This is a genomic window from Phenylobacterium sp., from assembly GCF_022402485.1.
GTDB lineage: Bacteria > Pseudomonadota > Alphaproteobacteria > Caulobacterales > Caulobacteraceae > Phenylobacterium.
The window spans coordinates 104,302-118,538 of the sequence record NZ_JAKRSA010000024.1 but is presented as its reverse complement, the minus strand read 5'-3'; the positions used below and the strand labels follow the sequence as shown (position 1 = coordinate 118,538).

Annotated in this window: 15 protein-coding genes and 3 tRNA genes; 6 read left to right on the top strand and 12 right to left on the bottom strand. The window is 64.6% G+C overall.

The window, feature by feature from the left end:
* Positions 1-2: 2 nt before the first annotated feature.
* Complete coding sequence (kdsA, locus tag MH112_RS09640; RefSeq protein ID WP_296567050.1) at positions 3-854, bottom strand: 3-deoxy-8-phosphooctulonate synthase; 852 nt, start codon at positions 852-854, stop codon at positions 3-5.
* A gap of 236 nt (positions 855-1,090) precedes the next feature.
* Between kdsA and MH112_RS09635 the strand changes: the two genes are divergently transcribed.
* From MH112_RS09635 to MH112_RS09620, 4 genes are all read left to right on the top strand, one after another.
* The gene (locus MH112_RS09635) at positions 1,091-2,308 is read left to right on the top strand and encodes a cyclopropane-fatty-acyl-phospholipid synthase family protein (protein ID WP_296567186.1); all 1,218 of its coding nucleotides are present in this window, start codon (positions 1,091-1,093) and stop codon (positions 2,306-2,308) included.
* 55 nt (positions 2,309-2,363) lie between these two features.
* A complete protein-coding gene (locus MH112_RS09630) occupies positions 2,364-3,362 on the top strand; it encodes a cysteine synthase A (RefSeq protein WP_296567048.1) in 999 nt (332 codons plus the stop codon).
* 2 nt (positions 3,363-3,364) lie between these two features.
* Positions 3,365-4,210 (top strand): 3-mercaptopyruvate sulfurtransferase, encoded by an 846-nt coding sequence (sseA, locus tag MH112_RS09625; protein WP_296567046.1) that lies wholly within the window; start codon positions 3,365-3,367, stop codon positions 4,208-4,210.
* Between the two features lie 62 nt (positions 4,211-4,272).
* Positions 4,273-4,743 carry a GNAT family N-acetyltransferase gene (locus tag MH112_RS09620; protein WP_296567044.1) on the top strand — a complete coding sequence of 157 codons (471 nt, stop codon included), beginning with the start codon at positions 4,273-4,275 and terminating at the stop codon, positions 4,741-4,743.
* Here MH112_RS09620 and MH112_RS09615 read toward each other — a convergent pair.
* The gene (locus MH112_RS09615; protein ID WP_296567042.1) at positions 4,740-5,837 is read right to left on the bottom strand and encodes an amino acid ABC transporter substrate-binding protein; all 1,098 of its coding nucleotides are present in this window, start codon (positions 5,835-5,837) and stop codon (positions 4,740-4,742) included. The genes MH112_RS09620 and MH112_RS09615 overlap by 4 nt on opposite strands.
* Before the next feature lie 81 nt (positions 5,838-5,918).
* Between MH112_RS09615 and metC the strand changes: the two genes are divergently transcribed.
* On the top strand, positions 5,919-7,079 hold the full coding sequence (gene metC, locus MH112_RS09610) for a cystathionine beta-lyase (RefSeq protein ID WP_296567040.1): 1,161 nt from the start codon (positions 5,919-5,921) through the stop codon (positions 7,077-7,079).
* On the top strand, positions 7,080-7,967 hold the full coding sequence (locus MH112_RS09605) for a kinase (RefSeq protein WP_296567039.1): 888 nt from the start codon (positions 7,080-7,082) through the stop codon (positions 7,965-7,967).
* Positions 7,968-8,016: 49 nt separating this feature from the next.
* Here the strand turns inward: MH112_RS09605 and MH112_RS09600 are convergent, their stop codons facing one another.
* The 10 genes from MH112_RS09600 to recJ form a co-directional block, all read right to left on the bottom strand.
* Positions 8,017-8,736 (bottom strand): class I SAM-dependent methyltransferase, encoded by a 720-nt coding sequence (locus MH112_RS09600; protein ID WP_296567037.1) that lies wholly within the window; start codon positions 8,734-8,736, stop codon positions 8,017-8,019.
* A gap of 175 nt (positions 8,737-8,911) precedes the next feature.
* The gene (locus MH112_RS09595; protein ID WP_296567035.1) at positions 8,912-9,544 is read right to left on the bottom strand and encodes a YdeI/OmpD-associated family protein; all 633 of its coding nucleotides are present in this window, start codon (positions 9,542-9,544) and stop codon (positions 8,912-8,914) included.
* 135 nt (positions 9,545-9,679) lie between these two features.
* Positions 9,680-9,756, bottom strand: a tRNA-Arg gene (locus MH112_RS09590).
* A 31-nt stretch (positions 9,757-9,787) separates the two neighbouring features.
* Entirely contained in the window at positions 9,788-10,093 is a 306-nt protein-coding gene (locus MH112_RS09585; protein WP_296567033.1) for an ETC complex I subunit, read from the bottom strand.
* Positions 10,094-10,235: 142 nt separating this feature from the next.
* Positions 10,236-10,312, bottom strand: a tRNA-Pro gene (locus MH112_RS09580).
* Positions 10,313-10,379: 67 nt separating this feature from the next.
* Entirely contained in the window at positions 10,380-10,811 is a 432-nt protein-coding gene (locus tag MH112_RS09575; protein WP_296567032.1) for a PaaI family thioesterase, read from the bottom strand.
* Positions 10,804-11,274, bottom strand: a complete 471-nt coding sequence (locus MH112_RS09570) for a DUF192 domain-containing protein (RefSeq protein ID WP_296567029.1) — start codon at positions 11,272-11,274, stop codon at positions 10,804-10,806. Before MH112_RS09570 ends, MH112_RS09575 begins: the two co-directional genes overlap by 8 nt.
* Positions 11,275-11,349: 75 nt before the next feature.
* Positions 11,350-11,952 carry a cold-shock protein gene (locus tag MH112_RS09565; RefSeq protein ID WP_296567027.1) on the bottom strand — a complete coding sequence of 201 codons (603 nt, stop codon included), beginning with the start codon at positions 11,950-11,952 and terminating at the stop codon, positions 11,350-11,352.
* 351 nt (positions 11,953-12,303) lie between these two features.
* Positions 12,304-12,378 (bottom strand) — tRNA-Glu (locus tag MH112_RS09560).
* Positions 12,379-12,434: 56 nt separating this feature from the next.
* Positions 12,435-14,237 carry a single-stranded-DNA-specific exonuclease RecJ gene (gene recJ / locus MH112_RS09555; RefSeq protein WP_296567183.1) on the bottom strand — a complete coding sequence of 601 codons (1,803 nt, stop codon included), beginning with the start codon at positions 14,235-14,237 and terminating at the stop codon, positions 12,435-12,437.

Below are 14,237 nucleotides of genomic sequence, written 5' to 3'. Positions count from 1 at the left end.
CCTCAGGCCTGAACGGCGTCGCGAAGGGCTTTCAGGGTCCGCAGCAAGGGCGCGGCGTCCGTAAGCGGCAGGCAACTGGGACCATCACAGAGCGCCCGGTCCGGATCATGGTGGAATTCCAGGAACACCCCGTCGGCACCGGCGGCTACCGCGGCCTTGGCGATGATCGGTACGCCGGCCCGGCGCCCACCTGTGGAGGCGCCATTGGACTTGGGGTTGGCCCCTGGCAACTGGACCGCGTGGGTGGCATCGATGGTCACAGGCGCACCCAGGGCCTGCATCTCGGCAATGCCCAGCATATCGACCACCAGATTGTTGTAGCCGAAGCTGACCCCCCGCTCGCACAGGATGGTCATGTCGACCTCCACCGCCTCCTTGATCTTATCGAGGATGTTGCGGCAGTCCCACGGGGCCAGGAACTGGCCCTTCTTCACATGAAGCAAGCCCCCTGCGGCCTTGGTCGCCTGGGCCGTGGCGACCACGAGGTCGGTCTGACGGCAGAGGAATGCGGGGATCTGAACCAGGTCGGCCACGGCGGCGACGGGCTCGGCCTGATCGATCTCATGGAGGTCCGTGCAGATGGGAACGTCGAACTCCGCCTTGATCTGACGAAGGACCTCCAGACCCGATTCGAGCCCTGGACCGCGATAGCTATGGATGGAGGAGCGGTTGGCCTTGTCAAAGCTGGCCTTGAACACATAGGGCAGCCCCAGTTCGCCGCAGACCGCCTTCAGGTGACGGGCGGCATCCCGGGCCAGCTCCAGATCTTCCAGCACATTGAGGCCCGCAATCACCACCAGGGGATGGCCAGCACCGATGGGAAGGTTCCAGCGCTTGAGTTCGAGTGCGGCCATGGGGCATCCCTGGGGTGAAAAGACCTGGGTCTAAGTGGCGCCGGGCTTACGGCTTCACAAGCCGGAAATCCCGCGTCACGGTCACGACGATTGCGTCCGGCGCAGCGTTAAGGTCGTACAGTCTGGTTCGGGCGAGTGTCGCGCCCATGGGCCACTTTTGCTAGTTTATGTTCCGACACGGGGGGTAAGCGACGATGACCATCGCCCATAACTCGTCATCTCTGGTCGAGCTTGCCATGGCGCCGGGGGCGCTTCGCCGGGCGCCAGAGCTGCGGGGGGCACCAGCCGCTTTCCGGAGCGCCCTTGGTCTTCTGGCCAGGAACTGGACCGTCGGAACCCTGACATTCGTCCTGCCCACCGGGCGGGAACTGGACCTGGTCGGACCCGAGCCCGGCCCATCGGGCCGCCTGCTCATCCGCGACTACGCCTTCATGAACCGCGTGCTGGCGGCCGGAGACATCGGGTTTGCCGAGGGACACATGGCCCGCCAGTGGGAGACTCCGGACATGGCGGCCCTGCTGTGCGTCTTCAGCCTGAACTTCGACAAGATCGAGCGGTTGGCCCTGGGTGCTCCCTTGATGTGGATGTTGAACCGGGTCCTGCACCTGTTTCGGGACAATAGCCGCACGGGCGCCAAGAAGAACATCCATGCCCATTATGACCTGGGCAACGCCTTCTATTCCCGGTGGCTGGACTCCACCATGACCTATTCAGCGGCCCGCTATGCCCATGCAGGCCAACCCCTGGCCGAAGCCCAGATCAACAAATATCGCACCTTGGCCCAGCACATGGGTCTTCAGCCCCATCATCATGTCCTGGAGATCGGCTGCGGCTGGGGGGGATTTGCCGCCTTCGCCGCCGGCGAGGTGGGCGCAAAGGTGACCGCCATCACCATTTCCCAGGAACAATATGACTTCGCCGCCAAACGGATTTTCGACCTGGGCCTGACTGAGCGGGCGACCATCAAGCTGGTGGATTACCGCGACGTCACGGGTGCCTACGACCGGGTCGCCTCCATCGAAATGTTCGAAGCCGTGGGTGAGAAGTACTGGCCCAGCTACTTCGGCAAGATCGCCAGTGCCCTGAAACCCGGTGGACGGGCTGGGCTTCAGATCATCACCATCAAGGACGAATTCTTCGAGGGGTATCGCCGCCGCGCCGACTTCATCCAGCGCTATATCTTTCCCGGCGGCATGCTGATCAGCGAGACCCGCCTGCGGGCTGAAACCAAGGCCTGTGGACTTGAGTGGGACGAGCTCAGCCGCTTTGGCCAGGACTATGCCGACACCCTCGCGGAGTGGATGCGCGAGTTCGAAGCTGCATGGCCCGAGATCGAAGCCCAGGGCTTTGATGACCGGTTCAGGCGTCTTTGGCGGTTCTATCTCGGCTACTGCGAGGCAGGCTTCCGCACCGAACGCACCAATGTGATTCAGTTGGCCCTCACGAAAACCTAGGCACAGGCCGCCCTTACCCCTGTTCGCCTGCCTGGCTCGGCTCTAAATAACGGGCATGACCGTGGCACACAGCGTACTCGACATCATCGGCAATACGCCGCTCATCCGCCTCAACCGGGCCAGCGACCTGACCGGTTGCGAAATCCTGGGTAAGGCGGAGTTCATGAACCCTGGGCAATCGATCAAGGATCGCGCGGCGCTCTACATCGTCCGTGACGCCGAGGCCAAGGGCCTGCTGCGGCCCGGTGGCCGAATCGTCGAGGGCACCGCGGGGAATACCGGGATAGGCCTGGCCATGGTCGCCAAGGCCCTGGGCTATAAGGCAACCATCGTCATCCCCCGGACCCAGAGCCAGGAGAAGAAGGACGCCATCCGCCTGTTCGGTGCCGAACTGGTGGAGGTTGACGCCGTCCCCTACGCCAACCCCGACAATTATGTGCGCTATTCCGGCCGCTTGGCGGAGGAACTCGCGGCCAGCGAGCCCCACGGGGCCATCTGGGCCAACCAGTTCGACAATGTCGCCAACCGCCGGGCGCACGCCGAAACCACTGGCCCGGAAATCTGGAGTCAATCCGAGGGTAAGGTGGACGGCTTTATCTGCGCCGTCGGCTCAGGCGGCACCCTGGCCGGTGTCGCCCAGGCGCTGCGGGCAAAGAAGTCTGACGTCCAGATCGGCCTGGCTGATCCCCATGGCGCAGCCCTTTATGCCTATTACACGACCGGTGAGTTGAAGGCCGAAGGCGGCTCGATCAGCGAGGGGATCGGCCAGGGCCGGATCACGGCAAATCTCGAGGGCCTGAAGGTCGACCGCGCCTATCGTATCGATGATGCGGAGATGCTGGCCGTGATCTATGACCTCGTCGAGCATGAAGGCTTGGTGATGGGCGGCTCCACGGGTATCAATGTGGCCGGTGCCATCCGCTTGGCCAAGGACCTCGGGCCGGGCCACACCATCGTCACCATCCTCTGCGACCAGGGCGCGCGTTATCAGAGCAAGATCTTCAACAAGGCCTTCCTGACGGAAAAAGGCCTGCCTGTTCCGCATTGGCTCTGAGCATGCACCTTAGCCCCATCGTCTCCGTGGACTGGCTGGCAAAGCACCTGGGTGACCCTGATCTCCGGGTGGTGGACGCCACCTGGTACATGCCCGCCGAGAATCGGCCTGGCCTGGCGGAGTTTCAGGCCGGCCACATTCCTGGCGCGGTTTTCTTCGACATCGACCAGATCGCCGACCGGTCGAGCGACTTGCCCCACATGCTGCCCCCCCCAGACGACTTCGCCCGGGAAGCTGCAGCCCTCGGCCTACATCCCGATGACAGGATCGTGGTCTATGACGGCCACGGGATCTTCTCGGCGCCGCGGGTGTGGTGGACCTTGAGGGTTATGGGTTTCACCCAGGTCGCCGTGCTTGATGGCGGCCTCAAGGCCTGGCGCGCAGCCGGTCATGCGGTGGAGACCGGTGATCCTGCCCCTCGCCCTTCTCAGAGCGAGGCCCGCCTCCAGTCGCATCTGGTTCGCGACCTTGGCCAGGTGCGCGACGCCCTTGAGGCCCCCGACATTCAGGTTCTCGATGCCCGTCCCGCAGGGCGGTTCTCAGGCGCGGCCCCAGAGCCCCGGCCTGGCCTCCGCGGAGGGCATATGCCCGGTGCCTGCAATCTGCCTTGGAGCGCCGTGGTCGGCCCTGAAGGGACCCTTCGCTCCCCAGACGACCTGAGGGCGGCCTTTGCTGCGGCAGGCATAGATTTGCAGCGTCCGATCATCACGACCTGCGGTTCTGGCGTCAGTGCGGCGGTCCTGACCCTGGCCCTGGCTCGCCTGGGGCTGGATGAGGTCCCGATCTATGACGGGTCCTGGAGCGAGTGGGGCGGCCGGCCAGATACCCCTATAGTGACCGGGCCGTGAGCCGCGAGATGATCGTCCGCCCCGCTCGGCCGGAGGATCTTTCCCAACTACCCGGGATCGAAATGTCAGCCGCCACCTTGTTTCGGGACGAGGGTCTGGAGGTCTTTCAGGGCGAGACGGTCGACACGGCCATCGACTTCACCCCGGCCGAGATCTGGGCCCCCATCATGGCCGAAGGCCTGCTCTGGGTCATGTCCGAGCCGAGTGGACCGCCAGTGGCCTTTTTGGCGGCCCGGCTCGAAGAGAACCGCCTGCATATCCTGGAGTTTGATGTCCATCGCGAACATCAGGGCCGAGGTTTCGGGCGCCGCCTGCTGGATTTCGCCATCCAGGAAGCCCGGCAGCAGGGTTTGGCAGGCCTAAGCCTCACCACCTTCCGCGACGCCCCCTGGAACGCCCCCTTCTATGCTTCAGCGGGCTTCGCAATCGTCGAGGGTGATAATGCGCGCGGCGCCCTGCAGGCCTATCTGGATCGAGAGGCCACCCGCGGGCTAGACCCCGCCCGCAGGTGCGCCATGGTTCTTTGGCTCTAGCGCACGGGCGGCGCGTAGATCAGACCGGGATCAGCCGCGCTCCAGAGGGCGTTCAAGCCCCGCTCAAGTTTCAAACCTGAGTCCGCCCCCAGATTGCGGCGGAAGATCTCGTTGTAGGCCCCCACCTGGGTCAGGACCTGATAGGCCCAGTCGGCCTCCAGCCCAAGCAAGGCACCCAGGTTGCCTTCAACCCCGAGAAGACGGCGGGCCTCTGGGTCCACGCCCCCCTCACGGGCCTCTTCTGTTGTGGATGATGTCAGCCCGAGTTCTTCCCCAATAATCAGAGCATTAACGGTCCATCTGACGATATCAGTCCAAGCTGGATCGTCCTGCCGGACCACGGGTCCCAGGGGCTCCTTGGAGATGACCGTGGGCAGGATCACATGGGCGTTGGGATTGCTCATCAGAGATCGGGCTGAGGCGAGGGCCGATACATCGGCGGTAAACACATCGCATGTCTCAGCCTCATAGGCCGCCCGGGCCGCGCCTTCATCGTCCAGGGTCACTGGGGTGAACTCAAGGCCCCGGGCCCGGAAATAGTCCGCAAGGTTGGTCTCCGCGGCCGTTCCCACCTGCACGCAGATCCGGGCCCCGTTCAGCTCGTCGGCGCTGGTCAGGTTCAAGGAGCGCGGCGCCAGGAAGCCCTGGCCGTCGTAATAGGTGATCGCCGCAAAATCGAGGCCGAGCCCGGCATCCCGCGACAGGGTCCAGGAGGTGTTGCGCGAAAGAAGATCGACCGATCCATCCTGCAGCTCGGCAAACCGCGACTGGGCCGAGAGCGCCCGGAACCTGACCGCGTTGGCGTCCCCCAGCACCGCCGCCGCGACGGCGCGACAGATGTCCACATCAAAGCCTCGCCAGACGCCGCGCACGTCACGGACCGCAAACCCGGCCAGACCTTCATGGACCCCGCAGATCACATGACCACGTCGGCGTACGGCCTCCAGGGTCGGACTCGCCGTCGGCGCAAAGTCCCGCGCGACGGCCGGCGTTTTGAGGGCCGGTGCCGGGTCCGGCTCGGGGGATTCCGCCTCGCGCCCACACCCGGCCAGGGCCAACGACAGCACAGCGGACGCCACGAGGCGTCGGATCATGGGGGGCTCCTTGATCGGACAGAACGGGATAGGTCTAGTACAGGGAGTTTCGCCCCTGATGTCTCATGAACGTCAACCCGCATGACCGAAGAAACCCGCCTGATTCACTCAGGTCTGGCGCAAACGCCCCTGGCCCGCACGGTGGGGCCGCCAATCCAGCGCGGCTCAACCGTCCTGCTGCCCAACGCCGCATCGCTTTATGATGACGACGCCCAGGTCACCTATGGTCGCCAGGGTCTGGCCGCGCATCAGGCGCTGATCTCGGCCCTGGCAGAGCTTGAGCATGCCAGGGGCGTAACGCTCTATCCTTCCGGGCTCGCCGCCCTCACCGGTGCCCTGCTGGCCGTCTTGAAGGCTGGCGATGAGATCCTTGTGGTGGACTGCGTCTACAAGCCTACCCGGCGCTTCTGCGACAGGGTGCTGCGCCGGTTTGGCATCCAGGTCCGCTACTTCCCGCCGCAGCTGGGCGCCGAGGCCCTGATGGCCATCTGCGGGCCGTCCACCCGCCTGATCCTGCTGGAATCGCCGGGCTCGCTCAGCCTGGAGTTTCAGGATGTTCCGGCCATTGCAGCGGCCGCCTGCCAGCGGGGCATCCTCACCTTGATCGACAACACCTGGGCCGCCGGATGGCTGTTCAAACCCTTAGACCATGGGGTCGACATCAGCGTTCAGGCCCTGACCAAATATGTCGGGGGCCATTCCGACGTCTTCATGGGGTCGGCAGCGGCCAAGGATCCCAAGGTCGTCGAAGCCCTCGACGCCGGGGTGCTCGACATCGGCTGGGCCGTTTCCCCTGACGACGCCTATCAGATGTTGCGGGGCCTGCGGACCTTGCCGACCCGCATGGCGCGACACGATCAGTCAGCCCGACGCATCGCCGCCTGGCTCAGCGAACGGCCAGAGGTCGCAAGCGTCCTGCATCCAGCCCTGCCCGGCACCCCTGGTGGCGAGATCTGGCGGCGGGACTTCAGCGGAGCCTGTGGCCTGTTCGCCTTCACCTTGAAGTCAGCCAGCCCCCCGGCCACAGCGGCCTTTCTGGACGCCCTTGAGCTGTTTGGCCTTGGCTTTTCATGGGGCGGGTTTGAGAGCCTCGCCATCGACTGTGTCCCGCAGCTGGCCAACAGGCTTGCACCAGACGCCTATGGCGGTGCCTTGATCCGACTGCACGTCGGGCTGGAGGACCCGGAAGACCTGATCGCTGACCTTCTCAGAGGCTTTGCCGCCTGGGGCGCGGCAGCCTAGATGCCGCAGGCCCCAGACTGGATCGCCGACTTCCTTCAGGACGAGGTCCTGCCCGAGGCCTACCGACTTACGATTTCCGAGGTGGCTGAGCCGCTGGCTCTGCAACTCCAAGCCATGAGCGCCGGCCGCCAGGAGCCCTTAGTCGCCGGTGTCTGTGGCGCCCAGGGGTCGGGCAAGTCCACCCTGTGCGCTGTCGTGGCGCGCCTGCTCCGTCGACGGGGTCTACGGGTGGCCGTGCTCTCTCTGGATGATCTCTATCTTCCCCGGGCGCGCAGGCTAGATCTCGCCGCCAACATCCATCCCCTGTTCGTCACCCGGGGTCCGCCAGGCACCCACGATGTCCCCCAGGGGCTGGCCCTGCTGGAGGCTCTGTCGAAGCCTGGCCCTACCCGCCTGCCCCGTTTCGATAAGGCCACGGACGATCCCGTTCCTCTAGACCTCTGGCCAGAGGTCCAGGGGCCTGTCGACCTGATCCTGCTGGAGGGCTGGTGCGTCGGGGCCAGTCCTGAGCCCCCCGATGCGTTGCTTAAGCCGGTGAACCGGCTAGAGGCGGAGGAGGATCCAAATGGGGCATGGCGTTCCCATGTGAACGCCGCCCTGGCCGGTCCTTATCAGACCCTGTTCGGACGCATCGATCATCTCACCCTGCTGCGGGCACCCAGCTTTGAGGTGGTGGCGACCTGGCGCACGGAGCAGGAAGACAAACTGCGCCGCCGCCGTCAGGCGACCGGTCAAGGTCCTGAGCGCACCATGGACGCCGATCAGATCACCGCCTTCATCCAGCTCTATGAACGGCTCACCCGCCACATCCTGGCGACCCTGCACGAAGGGGCAGATCTGGTGGTTGAGCTGGAGACAGACCGGACCATGCACCGGCTGATACGATAAATCTGCTCAGGCTCTGGTCCCCGGACTTACGCAAATCAAGCCACAAAGGTCAGGCTGGGCGAACGACGTACAGCATATAGCCGGTCTCGTGCGCCACCGCGCGCCAGTCGGACGCTTCCTTGCGGGCTGCGGCGATGGCGGCCGCCACGGCCTCGCTCACCCCCGCCGCCTCAAGGGCGTCACAGCGCGCCATCATCGGTTCATAATAGGCAGCCCAGGCCGCATCCGAGAGGGGGCGAGCGGCGAGCACCCGCCAACCAACGGCGGCGATCTCATCGCGTGTGGTCTGCTCGGTTTCGATGCCGCCTGGCTCTGCTTCCCAGAAGGCCAGCGCCGCTTCGGACGGTGTATCGGTGAACAGGCAGGGATGGCTGAACGCGACGGCACCTTGGTCGCTCAACGCTGCGCGCCAGGTATTCAGCGCTCCCGCCACGCCAAGGAAATAGACCGCACCAGCCGACCAGATCAGATCATAGGGACCGCTGAGGCCCTCCATGCTCTCTCCAACGATCCGCACCGAGGGGTCGCCAGCGAACCTCTTCCTCGCCGCTTCGACGAAGTGCGGCACCGTTTCGAAGCCATCTATCCGACCTTGGGGTACGAGTTGTCGTAGCGCCGCAAGATCGCCGCCAGGACCGCAGCCGGCGTCGCACACCTGGCCCTGTGGCGAGATCCCGATCAGCCCCCCGACCCAGGCAACATCCTCAGCCAGCCCCGGCCCCTCCCGGGGCAGATCGCGATGAACAGCGAAGAAGGCATCCCAGTCCATTCTTGGCTCCGCGATGTGCATCGGTGATGGAATGAGGGCATGAGCCCGTGGCGGCTAGCACCGGAGTCGGAGAACAACATAACTCAAATTGGTGCGCCGGTGAGGATAAAGCTGGGAACCGGCATGTCGTGGCTTTTGCCATCACTCTGTAGTGCGTAACGGTTGCTGACCGCCCTTACTGCTCGTTGGCGCCTTTTCCGGCGAGAATTTTGGGTCGGAACTTTGTGATCCGCGCAATGCGCGTCGCTGAGGTCTTCGCCGAAGAAAGGTTGATGACGTAGCTCTTCCGGCGTCCTGGCGACAGCTGGTGAAAAGCCTCGGCAAGTTCCAAATCGGCCCCCAGAGCATCAAGAAGTTCATCGGGCAGATCGATTTCGCTGTGGTCCTTTGGCGGGCGCAGGCCCGCTTCGGCGTAGCCCATCGCCTCCTTCAGATAGGCCGTAATCGTCTCCGCCATGGCCGCCGCTTGCGCACTATCGGTGAAGCGAAACATGTCGGGGATGCGGGTGTTGGGGCCTTGCCGTTCCAGAACGCCCTGCGGGTCATGCATCAAAGCTGCGTTGAAAAAGCTAAGGCGAAAATCGTCCCGTAGGGCACCGATGATCGCAATGTTGCAGCCCGCGTGCATATAGCAGGGGTGGCCCCACTTCACCGCTTCAGTTAAGCCCGCCTCACGACATAGGCGGCGCAACTCAACTAGGCCAGCGGTCCACCTTCGGGTCGAGCAATTTGACGTGGCGAACCGCGCGCACCGGCCGCATCCCTTTGCAAAGTAATCTTCGATTTCCGTAATAATGACGCGCCTCACTTCGCAAACATTATCCTGAATAGTCTATCGGATAAAGTGAATGCTGGCCACCACACCGTCGAGGGCATGGCAACTTGCAACCGCATGGCCAATTCACGACCCTGACCAGCGCAGCACAACAAGATAAACTGGATTTGGCGCGCCCTGCAGGACTCGAACCTGCAACCGTCCGCTTAGAAGGCGGATGCTCTATCCGGTTGAGCTAAGGGCGCTTTGGGAGGCTTGAGGCCTTCAGGCCAGGCTCTAGTGGGTCCAGGGGACCTTGCGGCCGAAGGCGAAGTTATCGGCATAGGCCTTGATGATGCGTTTGGCCGGCTTGGGATCATAGACCTCGAAGGCGATGCCATTCTGCTCGGCATAGGCCACGGCCTCCTCCTTGGTCTCAAAGGAAAGACGCAGCTGGCCGCGCGTATCGTCAGTCTGAGTCCAGCCCATCAGGGCGTCCGGGCGACGGGCGCTGGCGGGTTCAAATTCCAGGACCCAGTCCTTGGACTTGCCCCGGCCAGACTGCATGGCGTTCTTGGCCGGACGAAGGATGCGCGCAAGCATGTGGCTGTCCCTTTGGCGATCGTGACCGCCGGATCCGGCCAGGGGACCGACCCTGCGCCTGATCGCCGGACGTCAACGGCGAAACCCAAACCCACCCCCTGTCCCATGACCGGGATAGAGCGTCAGGCCCGATGTCGGCGTCTGGTCGGGGCGGCGTGATTCGAACACGCGACCCTCTGCTCCCAAAGCAGATGCGCTACCAGGCTGCGCTACGCCCCGAGACGGACGCCAACAACGGCCGTCTCATGCCACGCAAGGCGCTGCGCCGCAATGTGAGCCTCTACGATCAGTCCCGGCGATGCATCAGTTTAAAGACACCCGACCCCCGCACCACGTCCCGGCGGCCCACATAGACTCGGCCCTCCACAAAGGCGACCTCTTTGGTGAGCCGGGTGACTTGGGACTCGCCCATGACCCACTCCCCCACCCGCCCCATGTGCAGAAAGTCCACCGACAGATGGATGGTCACACCCGGGCGACGGGCAGCGCGGAACACGGCTGCGCCCATCAAGCCATCCAGGAAGCTGGTCAGCATCCCTCCATGAACCAGCCCTAGGCCGTTGGCATGGCGTGGCAGGGCGAAGAAGGCCTGCTCCGTCGTCTCGCCCGGCACGGCGCGGTGGAAATAGGGACCGTTGTGGCCGGAATAGGCACCACGGCCTTCAGAGCGCACAAATCCCTCGGGCGGTGCGGGGATCGACTCAGTCGGCTCATCCACGGGGGAAGATCCGGTGAATCACGCGGTCTCCCGGCAGGGCACCGATTTGCGCCGCCCGGCCGCCGATCAGCTCAAGAACCGCTCGGACGGGGCCACCAGACGGCACACCTTCTTCCGAGAGGGGCACGGTGTTGCGCGCAATGGACAAGATGCGCCCGTCGGCCCGAATGAAAATCATGTCCAGGGAGATGTAGGTGTTGCGCATCCAGAAGGCGACCGGACGCGGGGTGTGAAAATCAAACAGCATCCCCCGGTCCGGAGCCAGGGACTTGCGATACATCAGGCCCTGGGCACGGGTCGCGTCATTATCAGCGATCTCCACCTGGAACCGGACCGGACCTCGACCTGTGAGGATCTCCAGGGGCTCCAAGGCCACCGGGGTTTTGGCGCGCAAAGTGCCAGGGGCGGCCAGGGCGGCGATGCCGGCCAGCATGGCGCGCCGGTGGACGAGGGAACTGGACAAGAGACATCTCCGGCAAACTTGAGGTCTAGGACGCCCCTGACGCCCCGCTCCGGAAGATCGGGGATAAAGGTGGTCTTAGGCCAGACCTATCGGCTCGATCTCGGCCACAACAAGGCCTTTCGGGCCCTCTGCGAACCGGACCCGCACATCGTCACCAGGCTGGAGATCTTCTAGCCCTGCCCGGCGCAGGGTTTCGATATGAACGAAGATGTCACCGGGGTGGGTCTCTCGGACCACAAAGCCATAGCCTTTGGACCGGTTGAACCACTTGACCTTCGCCCGCTCCAGAGGCCCGCCGGCCAGCACCGGGCGACGAGGGCGGGGAAAGGACTCACTGCGTTCATGACCACGATCTGGGGCTTCACGACGCCCTTCGTCGCGGCTGCGACGGGGTTCGGGCGGCGGTGCCGCACTTTCGTCAAGCTCGAGCACCTCAGACACCTGCCAGCCCTTGGGCCGGCGAATGGCGTCACAGACGATGACAGCCCCCTCCAGGGCGCTCTCATGGCCGGAGTCTCGCAGGGACGTGACGTGCAGCAGCACATCCTTCAGATCGGTTTGGCTGGGATCATCGGGAACGACGAAACCATAGCCCTTACCGGCGTCGAACCACTTCACGCGACCACTGATGCGTACAGCCTCGTCGGCGCCAGCATCCTGAAAATCGTAACCAGACATGAGCCCCTCTGACCCGGTCACTCTCGATCCACAGAACCGCGCCAGTTATAACACTGTTCTCGTAACAGGAGAGCCGTCAATAACCATTTGGCTGAACATGCTTGGCCACGATGAAAACGCCGACTTGTCAGGCATATCTGTCAGTGCATGAAGGGCTCAGACCCAGTCACATAGGCCGCAATCTGGAGACAGGTGTGCTGGCAGGCCGCTTATCTGGCACCAGCAAGGTCAGGGCCGTCACGCAATGCGGGGTGACGACCGACAACCGGAACCGAGCGCAAACTCAGGCTACGGGACAGGTCGCCGCCTCGGAACGCGGCTCAGATCCAAAATTTGATGGAAGGCCCCGCGTGGCAGTCCCTAGGGGAGTCGAACCCCTCTCTCCAGGTTGAAAACCTGGCGTCCTAACCGATAGACGAAGGGACCACTCGACGCGGAGGGCGGCTCTATATCTGCCTTCCCTGCCCCACGCAACCCGCAGCCTAGACGTTTTTGCGACGGGGGTCAGCGATGTCGTCGATCTCCAGCTCCACCCCCTGGCGTCCATTCCAATCATCCGCCTTCAGACGGCCGACAACGTGAAGCGCCCCGCCACCGCCCATCAGCCGACGGCCCAGCTCGGTCTCTTCCGCCCGCCACGCCACGGCCTTCAGGCGCCCCCCAGAGCGGTCTGTGAGCGTGCAGCGGACGTGACCACCCCGCAGCATTATTGGACGCTCCACACGGACCTCAGCCAGGGCAAACAGGGGCTCGGGATTTCCCGGCCCAAAAGGTGCCAGGCGTTGAAAAGACTCCAGCAGACCCCGATCAGCTCCTGCCGCCGTGATCAGGGCGTCAATATCCAGGGCGTCGGCCTCGCTGGCGGCCTCAGCCTCCACCTCGAGCTGGGCGCAAAGAAAATCTCGCAATTCCGGCAACAGTCCTGGGCGCACTGACAGGCCAGCCGCCATGGCATGGCCGCCGCCCGCCAGCAGCAGGCCCGCCTCAAAGGCCCCCTGAACCGCCCGCCCGAGATTGACCCCCGGCTGCGAGCGACCTGACCCCTTGCCCACATCGGCAGCGCGGTCGATGCCGATCACCAGGGTCGGCTTGCGATAGCGCTCCCGCAGCCGCCCGGCGACGATCCCAATCACCCCGGGGTGCCAGTCGTCGGCGGCGACCAACAACAGCGGCTGGTCTGCAAAGTTGCTCTCCCGCTCGACAATCCGTACGGCGGCTTCAAGGACTTCGGCCTCAACTTCCCGCCGCGACGCATTCAGAGCGTCCAATTCCAGGGCAATCTTTCGCGCCTCATCTGGATCATCTGTCGAGAGCAGCCGCGCCCCAAGATCCGAGCGACCGATCCGGCCCCCAGCATTGATCCGCGGCCCAAGCACGAAACCTGCGTGGAATGTCGTCGCAGGTCCCTTGGCCCCAGCGGTCTCCAAAAGCGCCTTCAGCCCGGGATTACCCCAGCTCGACATCACCTTAAGCCCCTGGGCGGTGAGCGCTCGGTTGAAGCCAACCAGCTGTGTGACGTCGCAGACCGCCCCCATGGCCGCCAGGTCAAGCCACTGCCGCAGGTCAGGCTCGGCCTGCGCGGTAAACAAGCCCCGCGAACGCGCCTCCCGGTTCAGCGCCGCTAGCAGGACAAAGGTCACACCGGCAGCCGCCAGCACCCCCTGGCCTGAGGTACAGTCGGGACGGTTGGGATTGACCAGGGCCGCGCAGACCGGAACCTCGTCGCGCATCAGGTGATGGTCCACCACCACCACGTCGAGGCCGATCTCAGCCGCGCAGGCGATCGCATCGACCGCCGCCGCGCCACAGTCCACGGTGACCACCAGGTCTGCGCCCTCATCCCGCAATCGACGGAAGGCGGCCGGCGACGGGCCATAGCCCTCGGCAACCCGGTCGGGGACATAGATACTCAGGACCTTGCCCATGGCGGCGAACCAACGGACCAGGAGCGCCGCGCTGGACGCGCCGTCCACGTCATAGTCGGCGAACACCACGACGGCCCTGTCCGCCAGAAGGGCGTCCACCAGGATCCTCGCGGCCTTGTCCATGTCGGCAAAAGCCGACGGATCGGGAAACAACGCCTTCAAGGTTGGCTGCAGATAGGCACCGGCAGCTTCAGCCGTGATACCCCGGGCCGCCAGGGCACGCGCCATGGGCTCATCCAGCCCCAGGGTCAGCTGATGGGCCCGGACAAGGGCGGGGTCGGCTGGCCGCGCCCGCCAAAGCCTACCGCTCAACGAGCGGTCAACATCCAGATAGCCCAACACGCCGGCACCATCGGCCAT

What these genes read in the sequence shown, in the direction of transcription:
- recJ (WP_296567183.1), bottom strand. Translation starts at nt 14,237, where the DNA reads ATGGCCGATGGTGCCGGCGTGTTGGGCTATCTGGATGTTGACCGCTCG.
- sseA (WP_296567046.1), top strand. Translation starts at nt 3,365, where the DNA reads ATGCACCTTAGCCCCATCGTCTCCGTGGACTGGCTGGCAAAGCACCTG.
- MH112_RS09585 (WP_296567033.1), bottom strand. Translation starts at nt 10,093, where the DNA reads ATGCTTGCGCGCATCCTTCGTCCGGCCAAGAACGCCATGCAGTCTGGC.
- MH112_RS09635 (WP_296567186.1), top strand. Translation starts at nt 1,091, where the DNA reads ATGGCGCCGGGGGCGCTTCGCCGGGCGCCAGAGCTGCGGGGGGCACCA.
- MH112_RS09620 (WP_296567044.1), top strand. Translation starts at nt 4,273, where the DNA reads ATGTCAGCCGCCACCTTGTTTCGGGACGAGGGTCTGGAGGTCTTTCAG.
- MH112_RS09615 (WP_296567042.1), bottom strand. Translation starts at nt 5,837, where the DNA reads ATGATCCGACGCCTCGTGGCGTCCGCTGTGCTGTCGTTGGCCCTGGCC.
- MH112_RS09565 (WP_296567027.1), bottom strand. Translation starts at nt 11,952, where the DNA reads ATGTCTGGTTACGATTTTCAGGATGCTGGCGCCGACGAGGCTGTACGC.
- MH112_RS09605 (WP_296567039.1), top strand. Translation starts at nt 7,080, where the DNA reads ATGCCGCAGGCCCCAGACTGGATCGCCGACTTCCTTCAGGACGAGGTC.
- MH112_RS09630 (WP_296567048.1), top strand. Translation starts at nt 2,364, where the DNA reads ATGACCGTGGCACACAGCGTACTCGACATCATCGGCAATACGCCGCTC.
- metC (WP_296567040.1), top strand. Translation starts at nt 5,919, where the DNA reads ATGACCGAAGAAACCCGCCTGATTCACTCAGGTCTGGCGCAAACGCCC.
- kdsA (WP_296567050.1), bottom strand. Translation starts at nt 854, where the DNA reads ATGGCCGCACTCGAACTCAAGCGCTGGAACCTTCCCATCGGTGCTGGC.
- MH112_RS09600 (WP_296567037.1), bottom strand. Translation starts at nt 8,736, where the DNA reads ATGGACTGGGATGCCTTCTTCGCTGTTCATCGCGATCTGCCCCGGGAG.